The sequence below is a fragment of the Luteimonas sp. A501 genome (genome assembly GCF_054052085.1).
In genome coordinates, this window is the sequence record NZ_JBSVRI010000004.1 from 59,118 (window position 1) to 75,522 (window position 16,405).

At 71.1% G+C, this 16,405-nt stretch carries 13 protein-coding genes; 7 read left to right on the plus strand and 6 right to left on the minus strand.

The window, feature by feature from the left end; translation table 11 throughout:
* Positions 1-12 precede the first annotated feature (12 nt).
* The 5 genes from ACW7G5_RS12090 (at position 13) to ACW7G5_RS12110 (ending at position 3,926) form a co-directional block, all read left to right on the plus strand.
* Positions 13-909 (plus strand): aspartyl protease family protein, encoded by an 897-nt coding sequence (locus ACW7G5_RS12090; RefSeq protein ID WP_457004855.1) that lies wholly within the window; start codon positions 13-15, stop codon positions 907-909.
* 47 nt (positions 910-956) lie between these two features.
* Positions 957-1,577, plus strand: a complete 621-nt coding sequence (locus tag ACW7G5_RS12095) for a DUF938 domain-containing protein (RefSeq protein WP_457004857.1) — start codon at positions 957-959, stop codon at positions 1,575-1,577.
* A gap of 249 nt (positions 1,578-1,826) precedes the next feature.
* Complete coding sequence (locus tag ACW7G5_RS12100; RefSeq protein ID WP_457004859.1) at positions 1,827-2,735, plus strand: hypothetical protein; 909 nt, start codon at positions 1,827-1,829, stop codon at positions 2,733-2,735.
* Between the two features lie 54 nt (positions 2,736-2,789).
* Positions 2,790-3,566 carry a hypothetical protein gene (locus ACW7G5_RS12105; RefSeq protein ID WP_457004860.1) on the plus strand — a complete coding sequence of 259 codons (777 nt, stop codon included), beginning with the start codon at positions 2,790-2,792 and terminating at the stop codon, positions 3,564-3,566.
* A gap of 123 nt (positions 3,567-3,689) precedes the next feature.
* Positions 3,690-3,926, plus strand: coding sequence for a hypothetical protein (locus ACW7G5_RS12110; protein ID WP_457004862.1), 237 nt, complete (start codon positions 3,690-3,692; stop codon positions 3,924-3,926).
* 87 nt (positions 3,927-4,013) lie between these two features.
* Here ACW7G5_RS12110 and ACW7G5_RS12115 read toward each other — a convergent pair whose 3' ends face one another.
* On the minus strand, positions 4,014-7,718 hold the full coding sequence (locus ACW7G5_RS12115) for an indolepyruvate ferredoxin oxidoreductase family protein (protein WP_457005097.1): 3,705 nt from the start codon (positions 7,716-7,718) through the stop codon (positions 4,014-4,016).
* A 290-nt stretch (positions 7,719-8,008) separates the two neighbouring features.
* On the opposite strand from ACW7G5_RS12115, the gene ACW7G5_RS12120 reads away from it, so the two are divergent.
* The gene (locus ACW7G5_RS12120; RefSeq protein WP_457004864.1) at positions 8,009-8,647 is read left to right on the plus strand and encodes a tetratricopeptide repeat protein; all 639 of its coding nucleotides are present in this window, start codon (positions 8,009-8,011) and stop codon (positions 8,645-8,647) included.
* Between the two features lie 23 nt (positions 8,648-8,670).
* Here ACW7G5_RS12120 and ACW7G5_RS12125 read toward each other — a convergent pair whose 3' ends face one another.
* A complete protein-coding gene (locus ACW7G5_RS12125) occupies positions 8,671-9,324 on the minus strand; it encodes an ankyrin repeat domain-containing protein (RefSeq protein ID WP_457004865.1) in 654 nt (217 codons plus the stop codon).
* 96 nt (positions 9,325-9,420) lie between these two features.
* Positions 9,421-10,953 carry an Mbeg1-like protein gene (locus ACW7G5_RS12130; protein WP_457004867.1) on the minus strand — a complete coding sequence of 511 codons (1,533 nt, stop codon included), beginning with the start codon at positions 10,951-10,953 and terminating at the stop codon, positions 9,421-9,423.
* A gap of 168 nt (positions 10,954-11,121) precedes the next feature.
* Here ACW7G5_RS12130 and ACW7G5_RS12135 point away from each other — a divergent pair, with 168 nt between their 5' ends.
* On the plus strand, positions 11,122-12,165 hold the full coding sequence (locus ACW7G5_RS12135; RefSeq protein ID WP_457004868.1) for a hypothetical protein: 1,044 nt from the start codon (positions 11,122-11,124) through the stop codon (positions 12,163-12,165).
* Between the two features lie 124 nt (positions 12,166-12,289).
* On the opposite strand, the gene ACW7G5_RS12140 is transcribed toward ACW7G5_RS12135, so the two are convergent.
* The 3 genes from ACW7G5_RS12140 to ACW7G5_RS12150 all read right to left on the minus strand — a co-directional run bounded on the left by ACW7G5_RS12140 (position 12,290) and on the right by ACW7G5_RS12150 (position 16,376).
* On the minus strand, positions 12,290-13,078 hold the full coding sequence (locus ACW7G5_RS12140) for an ankyrin repeat domain-containing protein (protein WP_457004869.1): 789 nt from the start codon (positions 13,076-13,078) through the stop codon (positions 12,290-12,292).
* 54 nt (positions 13,079-13,132) lie between these two features.
* The gene (locus tag ACW7G5_RS12145) at positions 13,133-14,797 is read right to left on the minus strand and encodes a hypothetical protein (RefSeq protein WP_457004871.1); all 1,665 of its coding nucleotides are present in this window, start codon (positions 14,795-14,797) and stop codon (positions 13,133-13,135) included.
* A 91-nt stretch (positions 14,798-14,888) separates the two neighbouring features.
* A complete protein-coding gene (locus tag ACW7G5_RS12150; protein WP_457004873.1) occupies positions 14,889-16,376 on the minus strand; it encodes an AAA family ATPase in 1,488 nt (495 codons plus the stop codon).
* Positions 16,377-16,405: the final 29 nt, after the last annotated feature.

Sequence of the window (16,405 nt, forward strand, 5' to 3'; positions counted from 1 at the left end):
ACCGGGATCCGGATGATGCTCCTTGCAGTGATGCTCATGGCGGCCCTCGGCGACGCCGGCAACGTGGATGCCGGGGCGCGGTCCGATGCCTGTGCCATCGGGGAAGCGGCGCGCAGCGACTTCGACGCGCAGGTGCCCTTCGAAGTTGTCGATGGACGCATCTATGTCCAGGCCCGGGTCAATGGGCGGGGACCGTTCCGCTTTGCTGTCGATACGGGAGCGAGCGGCAACGGCCGCGCCGACGCCGCCCTGGTTGCCGTGCTCGGGCTGGAGGTCCATGGACGCGCAAGCACCTCCGACGGCCTGGAAACCGCGGCCGTGGACACCACGCGCCTGGACTCGCTGAGCCTGGGCGGCCTGTCGCGACACGACCTGGACGTGATCACCCGCGACTACAGCCGCCTGATGTCGCCGGAGGCGCCATTCCTGGGGATCCTTGGCCGCGGGTTCTTCGAAGACGGCCTGCTGGTCATCGACTATCCGCGGAGGATGCTGTCCTTCAGCCGCAGCCTTGCCCTGCCGGCCGGCGGGGATTCGATCCTGGAGTACGAGCGGCCTTTTCGCGTCTCCGTGTCGATCGGCGATGTCCGGACGGAGGGCAACATCGATACCGGCGCGAACGTGGCATTCGTCATGCCGCAGGCGCTGTATGGCCAGCTCGAGGGCACCCCGCTGGAACCCGCCGGTGCGGGAGGGCTGACCAACGGACGGATCGAAACCATGCGCGGCGTGGTCCGCGGGCCCGTCAGGATCGGTGCGGCGAGCATCGAGGATGCCGAAGTGCGGGTGTCGGATCGCTATCCGGAACTCCTGGTCGGCGCGCATGCGCTCCAAGGCTTCGTGATCCTTGTCGACCAGCGATCGAAGCGGGTCGCACTGTGTCCGTCCGCCAGCCCCGGAAAAGCCTGACGGCTGCCTGGCGCAACAGCCGCTGCGGGATCGGTCAGACTGGCCCGATGAAACCACACGCCTCCGCCTGCGATCGCAACCGCGATCCGATCCTCGCGGTCCTGCGCGAGCGCCTCGCCGGCCATCACCGGGTGCTCGAGATCGGCAGCGGCACGGGCCAGCACGCGGTCCATTTCGGCGCGGCCATGCCTTGGCTCAGCTGGCAGTGCTCCGAGGTCGCGGACAAGCTCGCCGGCATCCGTTCCTGGCTCGACGAAGCCGCGCTGCCCAACACGCCGGCGCCGATCGCGCTCGACGTGGCGCAGGGCCCCTGGCCTGCCGCAGGCGGCTTCGATGCGGTGTTCACGTCCAACACCCTGCACATCATGGGCTGGCCCGAGGTCGAAGCCTTCTTCGCCGGCGTCGGCGAGGTGCTGCGCGATGCGCCGCGCGGCACGCTGGTCGTCTACGGCCCGTTCAACTACGGCGGTGCGTACACGAGCGCCAGCAACCGCGACTTCGACGCCTGGCTGAAAGCCCGCGAGCCGCGCTCGGCCATCCGCGACTTCGAAGCGGTGGCGGCACTGGCATCCGCAGTCGGCCTGGATATCGCGGCTGATGTCACGATGCCCGCCAACAACCGCTGCCTGGTGTTCTCGCGCAGGGCGCCCGGCCACTCGACACCGTGATCATCGACGCTTGAACCGGCTGTCCATCGCGCGGCGGCGCGTTCGCAGACCTGGCGCCCGAGCGCTTCGGCGGCTACTACGCCGGCTGGTGGGAAGCGTGCACGACGGCGCGGAATCCGACTGAAGCGCCGGAGGCACTGTCCGGTGGGTGCATCGGGTGGCGTATATCTCCGGGACCCGCTCGGCTGGCTTCGCCACGCGAACGGAACTTCTCTTCATGCCCAGGAAAGGATGCCGCCGATGATGCCCATGCGCCCACTGTTGTTCGCCTGCCTGCTGAGCACGGGTTCCCTGTCCTTCGCAGCGTCGGAGCCGGCGCCGCCTGCCTGGGCCAGCGCTGCGGGCTTCAGCGCCGTCGATGTCGAAGCCGTTGAAAACTCCGGGTATTACAGCGCGGAGCGCTTCCCGGGGCAGGGCGCGTCGGCCTTCAATCCCGATGCCGACCTGGCGCCGCCGGTGCGGGCGCTGCTGCTGGTCGAACACCGGGAAGGACTGCTGCCGCATGCGCGTTACCGGGTCACCTGGCACGTTGCGCCCGATGCGCAGGCGCCGGACCGGAACCTGGACTACGTCGAAGTGCAGCGCTTCAATCTCGGGCCGGCACGGCACCAGGACCTGCGCGGATCGGTGCCGGAAGAGCACCTGGCCGATGTCTCCGAATTCGGGGTCGGGCCGGACGTGGCCTGGCGATTCGTGATGGCACCGCGGCAGGGGATGCGCGCCGGGGTGGAAGAGGCGGCGCGCAGGGAATTGTCCGCTGATGAATCGATCGCGGTGGACTGCCTCGGGTCTCCCTGCGCTGCGCTGGCAGGTCCTGCCGAACCCGAAGGCGAATGGTTCGCGCGTGATGTTTCCGCGCCGTCGGATCGCTATGCGACCAGAGCCGGGGACGGAAGCCCGCATCCGGCGCGCGTCGCCGAGGACCTGGTCGCGGCGATGGGCGAGGAGGCCGATCGCGCAGCGCCGTTCAACCCCGCTACGCCGCGCTTCGTGTTCGTGATCTCCGCCAACGCGGATGGCCAGGACCTTGCGACCACGGCGCTTGCGCGCGACGCGATGGTGTTCGATGACGACATCGGCACCATCTGGACCCGCTGGCACCAGGTGTCCGATGCGACCGCTGAATCGGCGCTGCTGCACCAGTCGCGCAATCGCTGATCCATCCCCGATCCATGACGAACCCGCGAGTGATCGCGGCAGGAGATCCGTGCCATGCACAAGCCTTTCCATCGGTACCGCCAGCGGTCTGTCCGCCCCTCCCTTGTTCCGGTCGCGTCCGCGGCCACGCTTGCGTTGTTGCTGGCCGGCTGCGGCGGGGATGGCCCGACCGTGGCCGGGAGCCCGGGTGCCGGTGGGACGCAGGCGTCGACCGCGGCCTCGGCGAGGTTCGATCCTTCATTGCGGGACTCACCGTGCAGCGTGGTCACGGTCGACACCGTGGCGACCGTCTTCGGCCTGCCGGCGGGCGAAATCGAGCAGCACGAATCCTCGGGCATGTGCCTGTACAACTGGAAGGGAGAAGGCATGGTCATGGACGCCACCATCCATGTGACCCGGGTTGCGGACGATGCCAGGGCCGCGGCGGAACACTTCGCCAACGTCACCCGTGGAATAAGCGGTGCCGAACTCGACAAGGCGATGGACGGCGTCCGCGAGCAGGCGCGTGAAAACGCGGGGCCGGACAGCGCGGCGGCCGACGCGCTGCTTGGAGGGGTCGCTGACGCCACGCGCAGTGCTTCGCGCGGAATCGAGTTCAGCGACGTCGACGGGGTCGGCGACCAGGCCCGCATGCTGGTCGGGCGCGGTGAACTGAGCGTGCTGGTCGACAACCTGCATTTCAGCGTCACCGCCCATCACGGCAAGCGGATGACGGCGCCGCCCGACCTCAAGCAACTGGTGGCGGCCAGCAGGGCCTGGCACCAGACGACCCTGGCCGAGCGCGAAGAACAGTCGATCGCGGTCGCGCGGGCTGCAGTCGCGGCGCTTTAGCCACTGCGCGGGAGCCCGGTTCCCGTTCTGCGCGCGGTTTGACCTGGATCATCGCGGGCGCGCCGCAGGCGGCGCAGCATGGGGCCATCGGCGCCGTGCGCGCCGCCACAGCAGGAGTCGACGATGGAGTTCCATGTCCGCGCGTCGCGGCCGCTGCCGCCGCTGGTGGTGATCGAGGACGCGCTGCTGGCCTTCGATCCCGCCGCGGTGGTCGATATCGACCCGGCGCACGGCCTGCGCGTGAACGCGGCGATCGACGCCGCCCGGCTGGCGGCCCTGATCAACGAGGTCGGCGGCGACGTGCAGCCGGCCGAAGTCGAGCAGCAGCCCTCGGTGTGCTGCGGCGGCTGCAGCGGCTGACGCCGGCACCGATCCGCCCCACGGACCTGTAGGAGCAGCTGTAGCTGCTCCTACAGCAGCGGCCCTGCGGCTTGGGGCTTCGTGGCGTCAGGCCGCCTGCACGATGCGCAGCGGATTGGCCCACTCGCGCAGCAGGTCGGCTTCGCGTGCCTTGGCCTTCTCCAGGTGCGCGTGCTTGACGTGGCCGTAGCCGCGGATGTGCTCGGGGATCGATGCGATTTCCGCCGCCAGCGCGACGTTGCCGGAGTCCAGCGCGTCCAGCAGGCCGCCGACCGTGAGCTCGTAGCCGTCGATCAGCGCGCGCTCGGTGCGCCGCTCCGCGGTGTAGCCGAACACGTCCAGCGGCGTGCCGCGCAGGCCCCTGAGCTTCGCCAGCACCTTGAACGCGCTGAACACCCACGGGCCGAAAGCCTTCTTGCGCAGCCGGCCCTCGGCGTCGCGCCTGGCCAGCAGCGGCGGCGCGAGGTGGAACTCGAGACGGTAGTCGCCCTCGAACTGCTGCTCCAGCTGGCGCTTGAACTCGCCGCTGGTGTACAGGCGCGCGACTTCGTACTCGTCCTTGTAGGCCATGAGCTTGAAGAAATAGCGGGCCACGGCCTCGCTGAGATCGGTGGCGCCGGGCGCACGGGCTTCTTCGGCGGCGCGCACGCGGGCCACGAGCTCGGTGTAGCGCCGCGCGTACTTCGCGTCCTGGTAGTCGGTAAGGAAGGCGCTGCGGCGGGCGACCAGTTCGTCGAGGCTGCGTGAAAGGCGGGCGTCGTCCAGCGGCAGGAACGCGATGCTGTCCGCCCCTTCGGGCAGGTGGCGCAGCTGGTCTTCGGTGCGCTGCGGCTTGGGCGCGCTGGTGGCGCCCCATTCGTTGCCTTCCCAGTCGCCCGGGGGCAGCGCGTCGAGCAGCGACGGCGTGTCCTCGGCGGCGGTGCGCGTGTTGCGCACGATGCCGGCGGCTTCGTACACCGCTTCGATATCGACCGCGGCCAGGCGGCCCCAGGCGAAGGCGGTCTTGTTCATTTCGATTGCGGCGCCGTTGAGCTCCACCGCGCGCATCAGCGCGTCCAGCGACAGCGGCACCAGGCCGCGCTGCCAGGCGTAGCCGAGCATGAACAGGTTCGCGGCGATGGCGTTGCCGAGAAGCGCCGTGGCCAGCTGGGTGGCATCGACCACGTTCAGCGCGCGCGCGGCGCGGGCCGCGGCGTCGGCCACGTCGTCGCCGGCCAGCGCCGTGCGCACCGCGCTGATGATGTCGGTCGCCGGGAACTGCATGTCCGGCCGGGTGGTGAACGTGCCCGGCATCGCTTCGTAGCTGTTGATCACCACCTGTGAACGGCCGGCGCGCAGCTTGGAGAGCGTCCAGTAGTCGTTGACCACCACCATGTCGCAGCCCAGCACCAGGTCGGCCTCGCCGGCGGCGATGCGCACGGCGTGGATGTCCGACGGTGCGCCGGCAATGCGGATGTGGGTGGTGACCGCGCCGCCCTTCTGCGCCAGGCCGGTCTGGTCGAGCACGCTTGCACCGCGGCCTTCCAGGTGCCCGGCCATGCCCAGCAGGGCGCCGATGGTGACCACGCCGGTTCCGCCCACGCCGGTGATCAGGATGTTCCAGGGCCGCGAGCCGTCGCTGGCGAACACCGGATCCGGCAGGTTCGCCAGGCGCGACAGCCCGGTGGCCGCCTTGCCCTTGCGCGGCGCACCGCCGTGCACGGTGACAAAGCTCGGACAGAAGCCCTCGACGCAGCTGAAGTCCTTGTTGCAGGCGGACTGGTCGATCTCGCGCTTGCGCCCGAACTCGGTTTCCTTTGGCAGCACGGAGACGCAGAACGACTTCACGCCGCAGTCGCCGCAGCCTTCGCAGACCAGCGAATTGATGGCCACGCGCTTGGCGGGGTCGGCGATCTTGCCGCGCTTGCGGCGGCGGCGCTTCTCGGTGGCGCAGGTCTGGTCGTAGATGAGGATGCTCGTCCCCTTCACTTCGCGCAGGCGCTTCTGCACGGCGTCGAGCTCGCGGCGGTCGTGGAACTCGACGCCCGACGGGAAGATCGAACGATCGGACCACTTCTCGATCTCGTCGCTCAGCACGACGATCGCCTGCACGCCCTCGCTCCTCACCTGGTGCGCGATCTGCGGCACCGACAGCGTGCCGTCCACCGGCTGGCCGCCGGTCATCGCCACCGCGTCGTTGTAGAGGATCTTGTAGGTGATGTTGACGCCGGTCGCGACCGACTGGCGGATGGCCAGCGTGCCCGAGTGGAAGTAGGTGCCGTCGCCGAGGTTCTGGAACACGTGCTGCGTTTCGGTGAACAGCGCCTGCCCCGACCAGGTCACGCCTTCGCCGCCCATGTGGGTGAAGGTCTCGGTGCTGCGGTCCATCCACGTGACCATGTAGTGGCAGCCGATGCCCGCCATCGCGCGCGAGCCCTCGGGCACCTGCGTCGAGGTGTTGTGCGGGCAGCCGGCGCAGTAGTGCGGCACGCGCGGGAACTGCGCGCGCGGCAGCGCCAGCGCGCCTTCCTTCTCCTCCATCCAGCGCAGCACCTCACCAATGTGCGCCGAGTCGCGGGCGTCCATCCGGATGCCGCGCTGGTGGGTGCCGCCGTGGAGCCGGCGCCCGATCACGCCGGCGATGGTGGCGGGCGTCAGCTCGCCGGTGGACGGCAGGATCCACTCGCCGGCCTCGTCATACTTGCCGACGATCGACGGGCGGCGGCCGCCGTCCAGGCCGAAGTCGAAGTTGTAGAACAGCTCCTTCATCTGGCTTTCGATGAAGGCGTGCTTCTCCTCCACCACCAGGATGTCCTCGAGCCCGCGCGCGAACGCGCGGATGCCCATCGGCTCGAGCGGCCAGGTCATGCCGACCTTGTAGACGCGGATGCCGATCCGGGCGCAGGCGTCGGCATCGAGGCCGAGGTACTCCAGCGCCTGCAGCACGTCGAGGTAGCTCTTGCCGGTGGTCACGATGCCCAGGCGGGCCTGCGGCGAATCGATCACCACGCGGTCGATGCGGTTGGCGCGCGCGAAGGCTTGCGCGGCCTTGACCGCGTAGCGATGCAGGCGCATCTCCTGGTCCATCGGCGGGTCGGGCCAGCGGATGCCGAGGCCGCCGGGCGGCATGTCGAAATCGTCCGGGGTCACGATCTCGATCGCGAACGGATCGACGTCCACCGACGCGGACGACTCGACCGTTTCGGCGATGGTCTTGAAGCCGATCCAGCGCCCGGTGTAGCGGCTCATCGCCCAGCCCACCAGGCCCATGTCGAGGATGTCCTGGACGCCGGCCGGGTTGAGGATCGGCATCAGCGCGCTGGTGAACTCGCCTTCCGAGCCGTGCGGCAGGGTCGACGAGCGACAGGCGTGGTCGTCGGCGGCCAGCGCCAGCACGCCGCCATGCGGCGAGGTGCCGGCCGCATTGGCGTGCTTGAACACGTCGCCGGAGCGGTCCAGGCCCGGGCCCTTGCCGTACCACATGCCGAACACGCCATCGACCTTGGCGCCCGGGAACAGGTTGGTCTGCTGCGTGCCCCAGACCATGGTCGCGCCGAGGTCCTCGTTGAGGCCCGGCTTGAAGTGCACGTTCGCGCCTTCCAGGTGCTTGCGCGCGCGCCACAGCTCCAGGTCGAAGCCGCCCAGCGGCGAACCGCGGTAGCCGGACACGAAGCCGCCCGTATCCAGCCCCGCCGCCTGGTCGCGCAGGCGCTGCATCATCGGCAGCCGCACCAGCGCCTGCACGCCGGACAGGTAGATGCGGCCCTGCGTGCGGGTGTACCTGTCGTCCAGCGTGTAGTCGTGGTCGGTCACGCCACGGGTCAGGCCGATGCGGGCGGAGGCGGGAGAGGAGAGTTCGGCGGTGCTGGTCATGGCGGGGCCCTGTGGCGTGCGTGGACGCTGGCGGAGGGGCGCGCCGGCCGTCGCACGGCTGCGCGAGAGCGCGGAAGCGCGGAAGTGCGGAAGCGGCGCGGATTCTAGCAGCGGGCGCGCCCCGCAAGCGCCCGCCGGGGCGCCGGTGCGGCGACGGAGGCTGAATCCACGCGGTGCAGCCGGTACCATGCGCCCCGGAGTACAGGGGCTCCGCCAATCCAAGTGACGCCATGAACCGCTTTGCCACGCGCCTGATCGGCGCCCTCGTGCTTATCGTCCTGCCGCTCGGCCTCTGGGCCCAGGGCATCCCCAGGCCAAAGGAATTCTATTTCGAGGCCGACACCGAGGTGACCCGGCGGCTTGAGCTGTATCCGGCGGCGGATGGTGAAGACGTCGTCCCGCGCCTGCTCCAGGTACGCGACCGCGGTCGCCGCGACGCGGCGCTGGCCGCGGCGCAGCTGGCGCACATTTCCTATGCCACCGGTCGCGCCGACACCGGCGCCGCGCTCTACGCCGAGGCCTTGCAGCGCGCCGAAGGCGCACGCCAGCGCGACGCGATGCACTGGAACCATGGCTGGGACCTGTACCGCCACGGTGATTTCGCCGGCGCGCTCGAGCAGTGGCGCATGGCCGGCGCCGAGCGGCTCAAGGGGCCGGCCTGGCTGCCGCCGACCCTTGCCCTGGGGCTGTGGCGGCTGGACCGCCGTGACGAAGCCGTGCGCTGGTACGCCGCCGCCGTTCGCACCGAACCGCAGCTGTGGCAGTCGCCCGACCTGGCGCGGCTGCTGCCGGACTGGACCGCGGCCGATCGCGCGCTGCTGGCCGAGGTGGCCGCGGCCTGGCGCGTGGCGCCGCCGAGCTGGCCCTGATCGCGGCGGATCGACGCCGGCGGCTACTCGCCGACGCCGGCCTCGAGCGGCACATCGTGCGCCCGCAGCCAGTCGATGACCGCCTGGCGCTCGCCACGCGCGCGCTCATTGAGCAGTGATTCGCTGAGCTGGAAGTAATACGGCTGGAAGGTGTCGCCGGCGGAGTTGGTGGCGTGCGCGGGCGCGCCGGACGCCAGGAGCAGCATCACCACCGCACCGGCGTTGATCGAGCCGGCCGCGTGCAGCGGCGTGGCGCCGTTGTCGTCGGCGGCGCCGGGGTCGGCGCCGGCATCCAGCAGCATCTTCACCTGGGCGTCGCTGCGGCCGAGGATGGCGCGCACCAGCGGGGTTTCACCGGTCGCGCTGTTGCGCAGGTCGGGGTCGCCGCCGTGGTCGAGCAGGGCGCGCAGCAGGGTCGGGTCGTCGCCGAAGGCGGCCGCGTGCATCGGGCCGCCGCCGCCCGGCGACTGCCGGTTGGGGTCGGCGCCGGCATCGAGCAGCGCAGCGACGGTCGCGGGCTGTCCGGCGGCCACGGCCAGCTGCAGCAGGCTGGTGCCGTCCTTGCCGGGCGTGTCCGGGTTGACCCCGGCCAGGCCTGCACGCAGCGTGTCGGCGTCGCCGCGCAGCGCCGCGTCGGCGAGTGGGGCGAGCTGCGGGTCAGTGAAAGGATGGTCCATGGTCGGCGGTCCGCTGCATGCGGCCGCGCTTGCCGCCAGGAGGAGGATCAGGGCACTGGTGCGCATCCCCGGGGATGGTGCCATAGCGGCGCGCGGTCAGCGGAACCAGTTGCGCACGGTCTGTGCCGCACCGCCGAGCAGGTCGGCGGCCTTCTCGACCACGTTGCCGCCGAAGTCGGCCACCGCCTCGACCGCGCGGCCGCCGCTGGCGACCACGTCCGCGGCGACGTCGCTGACCGGACCGTCGAAGCGGTCGTCGATGCGCTGGGCCAGCGATTCGGCGCCGTGGCGCAGGGTGTCGCCGGTGGAGTTGAAGACGCCTTCGGCGACATCGCCGGCAATGCGGAAGCCGCCCTGCACGCCGTTGCCGTGGGCGAAGTCGGTCTCGACCACGTCGATGATGTCGCCGGCGAGGTCGTGGGTGTTGCGCGCGAAGTCGTCCTGCAGCGCATCCGGGACCAGGTCGACAAGCGTTCCGGTGGTGCCCTGCGGCGGGTTCTCATAGCCGGGCTGCCAGGGCTGCTGCTGGATCATGGCGTCGGTGAGCAGTTCCGGGCTGTGGCTGACCGCGCCGCGCACCAGGCTGGCGACATCGCCCAGCACCGGGACGTTCAGGCGGTCCAGCGCTTCCAGGCCGGCGCCCAGGCCGATGGCGACCGGCGTCGGCAGGCCGGTCTCGAGGGCCAGGCCGCGCGGCACCAGGGTCAGGTCCTGCACACCCTCGGGTTTGACCACGATCTGCGTGCCCAGGGCATCGGGTGCGGCAAGGGCCAGCGGACTCGACTCCTGGGCATTGGTCAGCAGGTCGTCGGCCAGGGAATAGCGCCGGATCAGGCCGCCCTCGGCCATGTCGCGCGCGGCCTGCGGGTCGATGCCCATGCGGTCCAGGGTGTTGGGATGGATACCGGACGCGTCGAACGTGACCGCGGCTACGCCCGAGGCCAGCGAAGCCACCGATGCCAGGCCGCCGCCCTGCGAGTGGCCGGTGATGGCCAGGTTGGTGGCGTTGCCATCGGCATCCGGGGTGCCGAAGCGGCGCTCGAACTCGACCGCGGTGCGGGTGGCCAGGCCGCTGAACTTGTCGATTTCGTCGTTGGTGGTGAAGCCGGTGCCCTGGCGGAAGTTGTTCATCCAGTCCGCGCCGCTGCCGTCGGTGCCGCGGTAGGCGAGCACGAAGTTGCCGTCGCAGTCCTGGTAGATCTCGGCCTTGAAGTGCTGGGCGACGAGCTGGTCGCCGCCCTCGAGGTACTGCGTGCGCCAAGCGGCAGGATCGTCGATGCCGCGGGCGGTGAGGTCGGCGTCGGTCACGGCCGACCAGCCGGCTGGCGGTGCGGGACGGCCCTCATAGACTGCCGTGGCCAACTGGGACAGCACCACGTCGAATTCCTGCGCCTGCTGGCCGCCGGCCACCGCGGAGAGTTCCCCCGGGCCCACGCCGCCGGGGGCGCATTGCGGGGCGGCGTTGGGCGCCAGCGCGGACATCTGGGGGTGGTATGCGGGTTCGTGGCGGCCCTGCAGTGGCTGTGCGGCCGGAGCGTTCGCGGCGTCCGCTGCGGGCGGCGGCGCCTGCCGCAGCTTGTGCAGGTGGACCGCAGAGGCGGAATCGTTGTCCAGGCGCATCAGCTGCATGACGGCGGTCCGGCGGGAGTCTGCACCCAGTGGACCGTCGGTCGCGGCCGCGTTCAATCGGGGGCGCACCCTAGGTCGGGTTCGCCAGGCTTGGCGCGTGACGCCCCGGACCGCATTCACCAACGCGCGGATATGCTGCGCCGATCGACCACGCTGATGGAGCCGCACATGCGCATCCGCTTCCTGTTGCCCCTCCTGCTGCTGCCGGCGCTGGCCGCGCCCGCCCTTGCACAGATGCCTTCGGAGCCCGCGCCCACGGAAGCCGAGCTGCAGCGTGCGCAGCAGCGCGCCGAGGCCTGGCAGGCCTATGGTCTGCGCGTGGCGACGGCGTTGGGGCGTTCGGACGGCGCCCGCGACCTGGCGCTGGCCACCCTGCTGGAAGCAATGGCGCAGCCGTATGACGAAGGCGGACGCGTCGCCGCCGGCGTGGACGCCTCCCGCTGGCGCTCGGGCGCGGAGGCCAAGGGCGCCGGCGACACCATCACCCAACAGCTGCTGCTGGCCGCGGGCACGGTGGCTGGCGAGCAGGCCGCGGCCACCGCCGCCGCGCGCCGCTGGCAGGCGCTCTCGCCCGGCAACCTGGCGCCGCTGCTGCACCAGGGTCTCGGACCCGAGGCACTGCTTTCCGCCGCCGCACAATCCTCCCGCAACGCGCCCGATCCGTACCCGATGCTGCGCTGGGTCGCCGACGCGCTGGCCAGGCATTCGCCCACGCGGGCGGAATGGGCGACGTTCGGGGAGGGTACGCAGCCATCGGCGGCAGCGCATGCCGCGGTCTGGGCGTCGTCGCTCCACGGGGTGCTGTTGCCGGACTACCGCGAGGTGCTGGCTGCTTGCACGGGGCGCCAGCTGCGCGCGACGGGCCGCCCGGATGCGTGCCGTCACATGGCCGATGTGCTGCTGGCCCGACCGCAGACGGTGCTCGACGAACGCATCGGCCTGTCGATGGCGCGCGCGCTGACCCGCAGCGCTGCCGAGCGCGCGCCGCTGGATGCACGCCGCCGCGGGGTGGACTGGCGCCAGGAGCAGCTGGCGGAGCTGTCAGGGCGGGAGGAGGCCGGTACGGGCGATGCGGAGCTGCTCGCCCGCCTGCTCGCCGATCCCGCGATCGATACCGAAGACGCGCTGGTCAGGCGCACCTTGGCCGAGGCCCGTCTTGCGCAGGAGCCACCGGCAGGGTGGCGGGCGCCGTGGCAGCAGCCGCGACGCTGACGGCGGTCAGCTGGGCCCGTGGCCGTAACCGCGCCCTTGTGGGAGCGGCTATAGCCGCTCCCACAGGGTCGGAGCGAGGCCAGCAGGGTCGGTGCGAGGCCCAGGCAGCTCCCTCGCCGCGGCTTCAGCTGCGCGGCGTGACCGCGACGCCGTTGGCTTCGAGCCAGGCGTCGATCTTTTCGAGGTCGCGGCGGGTGGCGACGTTGAGCAGCTTGGGGTCGCCGCGGAACAGGTAGTCCTGGAACGTGGCGCCGGTGCGGTCGGTGGCACGCGGGTCGGCGCCGCCTTCGAGGAAGCGCAGGACGGCGCCCGAGTCCTTGACCAGGGCCGCCTGGTGCAGCGGCGTGGTGCCGTTGCGATCGGCCACGTCCAGGCGGGCGCCGGCACCCAGCAGCAGCGCGATGTTGTCGTCGCTGCCGGCGCGCAGCGCGTCGAACAGCGGCGTGGCGCCGGTGGTGGTGTTCGGGGTATCCGGCGACATGCCGTGTTCGAGCAGCACCTCCAGCCAGCCCTGGGTCTTGCCCATCGCCGCCAGGTGCAATGCGGTGCGGCCGTCGGCGTTGCCGAGCGCCGGGTCCGCGCCAAGCGCGAGCAGCAGGCGGAACGCGCCGCGGTCGCCCTGCTTCATCACCCATTGCAGCAGCGGCTGGCCCTGGTCGTCGACGCTGTTCGGATTGGCGCCCGCGGCGAGCAGCTCGCGCGCGAGCGCTTCGTCGCCGCCGGTCACGGCGTCGGCAAGCTGGGCGTTGCCGGGATTGTCGAAGCCCTTTCCTGGAGTCACGTCTGTCCCTTGCCGGGCGCAGCCGGCGGTGGAGGCGAGCATCAGCGACGCGGCCAGCAATGCGCGAACGCAGCGCGGCGCCATCCTGCGGGAGGGCGCCGCGAGCGGGAGCACGGGGGCTGCGTCGGTCATGCGGGTCACGTTACTACGTCACGGCTGCAGCTTGCGTGGCGCCGGTCCGATGGCTCAGAACCAGTTGGTCGGGTTGAGCTTCTCGCCCAGCCATTCCACGCCGTCCGAAGTGGCCTGGCCAACGTCGCCGACGAAGTCGGACACCACCTCGACGCCGTCGCCGATCACGTCGGTGACGGTGTCGATGACGTCGCCCGCGCCGTCGGCGATGTCGCTGACAACCTTGCCGGTGCCCTCGACGAACCCGGCCACGGCGTCGAGCGGAGCGTCGAGGCCGGTGGCGTCGCCGATGTCACGCAGCAGGCCACCGCCGGCATTGGCGAGGTTCTGGGTGGTGTCGCCAACCAGGCCCAGCGCGCCGTCGGCGATGTCGCCGACGCTGTCGATGGCGAAGTCGAGCACGTCGCCGACCACCTGCGCGGTGCCGTCGACGTGGTCGCCGTTGGCGAAGGCCTCGCGCCCGGCCTCGCCGATGCCGTCGATCATCTCGGCGCCGTTGTCCCAGAGGTCGCCGACCACGTCCTGGCCCTGGCGGATCACGCTGCCAAGCTGGTTGAGGTTGTACTCGCCCACGCGCTCGAGGCCGTCGCGGCCGATGTTGCCGACCACGCCGATGGTGCCGCCGGCGATGTCACCACCGACGTCAAGCGCCTGGTCGATGGCCCAGCCGAGGATGGGCCGGCCGCCTGCGGACAGGGCGTCGTTGGCGAAGTCGCCAAGCCGGTCGAGGCCGCCGTCGACGGCGCTTCCGGCGCGCTCGGACAGACTGGGACGGGTAGAGGGATCGTAGGCGGTGTTCTGCTGCAGGGCGTCGACGTAGGAGGCGTTGTCGCCACCGCCGCCATGCAGGGCGGCAAGGTCGCCGATGCCGCCCATGCCGGCGGGCGGATCGATGCGCAGCTCATGCCCGACCGCGTTGGGCGGCGACATGCCGAGGATCGGGATGATCGGCAGGTCCTGCTGCGCGCCGTTCAGCGGATCGCCGTTGACGATGTAGCGGCGCAGCTGGCCGCTGTCGGCGGCGTCCTCGCGCACGGCGTTCGGATTGAATCCGAGCGATTCGAGGGTCTGGTCGCTCAGGCCCGACGCGTTGAAGGTCACGCCCGGCACGCCGGTGGCCAGCGACGCGGCGGAGGCAAGGCCGCCACCCAGCGAGTGTCCGGTGAATGCCACGTTGCCGTCGCCGAAGACGCGGTTGGCGGCCTCGGCCAGGGCCACGGCGTCCTTGTACTGGCCGCTCTCGAAGCCGAGGCCCTGCTGCGCGTTGTCGTCGGCATCGCCGGACGGCGCCAGGCCCCAGTCGTCGGTGCCGCGGTAGGCGACCACGTACTGGCCCTGGTCGTTCTGGTAGATCGAGGCGTCGAAGCCTTCGGACGTGCTGAGCAGCGCCGGATCGATCGGGATCTCGTTGCCCTGCGCGTCGACCAGCGAACTGCCGTCGGCGCTGGGCTCGAGCGCGGTCCAGCCGGCGTCGGTCAGGGCCTGCTCGGTCTGCGGGTTGTCGGCCGCGTAGACATCGTTGGCCATCATCGCCATCTGCAGGTCCAGGTCCGGCTGCGGCTGGGTGCCCGCGACCTGGCCGGCGAAGCTGCCATCGCCCTGGGGATACTGGTTGGCGACCTGCTGCAGCTGCGGCGGCGGCTGCAGGGCGACTGCAAAGCGGTTGTCCAGGCGCATCTGCTGCGCGATGGACATCTGGCTGGATACCTGGAAGCTCATGGCTGACTCCACGGATCGATGCCATGAAGCCTAGCCAGCCCGGCCGGCGGCGCCAGCTGGGAGTGACCCTAGTGAATGCGGCCCCAGGCGCTCAGTCGGCCGGCACCGTCCGCCCCAGCGCCCAGCCGCGCAGTGCATCCACCTGCTCGGCCATCACCACCGACAGCGGCCGCGTGCGCTTGAGCTCGGCGCGCAGCAGGAAGTCGTTGAGCGGCGTGCCGGCTGCGTGCGCGGCATACAGGCCGGAGACGATGGCCTGCTCGATCTCGGCGCCCGAGAACCCTTCGGCGGCCGTGGCCAGGCCATCCAGGTCGAAGCCCGCCGGATCCAGCCCGCGCTTGCCCAGGTGCAGCGCGAACAGTTCGCGCCGCGTCTCCACGCCCGGCAGGTCGACGAAGAAGATCTCGTCGAAGCGCCCCTTGCGCAGCAGCTCCGCCGGCAGCTCGTGCACCTGGTTGGCGGTGGCGACCAGAAAGACGTGCGACTTGCGTTCCGCCATCCAGGTCAGCAGGTAGCCGAGCACGCGCCGTGAAACCCCGCCGTCGCCGTCACCGGTGGATGAGGCCAGGCCCTTCTCGATCTCGTCGATCCAGAGCACGCAGGGCGCCAGCTGTTCGGTCGATTCAAGCGCGGCGCGCAGGTTCTTCTCGGTCTCGCCGTGGAATTTGTCGTAGAGCGTGCCGAAGTCCAGCCGCACCAGCGGTACGCCGAAGCCGCCGGCGATCGACTTGGCCAGGAGCGATTTGCCGCAGCCCTGCACGCCCAGCAGCAGCACGCCCTTGGGCGGATCCAGCCCGGGCGGCGCGTTGCCGGAGGTGAACACCCCGCGCCGCTGGTCGATCCAGCGCTTCAGCGCACGCGCGCCGGCGACGTCGGCGAATCCCGCGGTGTCGTATTCGTAATGCAGGTGCCCGCTGCGGTTGAGCAGCTCGAACTTGAGCTTCGCCAGCTGCGGCAGGTCGTCGTGGCCGAGCGCGCCGTCGTTGAAGATCAGCTGGCGGGCGATCCGCCGGGCGTCGCCCAGGGCCAGGCCCTGCAGGTTGCGCACGATCAGCTTCACCGCGTCGGCGTCGGCCTCGACCCGGCGGCCGCCGTGCTCGGCCTGGTAGCGCAGGGCCTCCTCGCGGACCAGCTTGAGCAGGGCGTTGGCGTCCGGCAGGCGGATGCCGAAGCGCACCGCCTTGGCTTCGAGCTCCGCCGGAAGCTCCACCTTGTGGCCGACCAGAACCAGCACGTGCGGCTGGCAGCCGCGGCGCTGGACCAGGTCGCGGAGCATGCGCTGGGTGCCGGCGTAGCCCAGGTAGGGGTGGAAATCGAGCAGCAGGTAGACGCCGCGTTGCTCCGCGCCATGGATCGCGCGCAGGGTGCTGGTGGCGTCGGGGGCGTCGTCGGTGGGGTCCTCGCCGTCGAGGTCCAGGCGGCGCAAGCCTTCGGTGATGGTCCAACGGTACAGCGCGCGCCAGACGTGCAGCAGCGACTGCCGGAACAGTTCGACCACCCGCGGCTCGTCCGGGGTTTCGACGATGATCAACGGTGTATCGGCGCGGATCAGCGCAGCCAGGTCCTGCAGGTCGCTCATCGGGTGCGTGGTGCCAGTGCTCGGGAGTC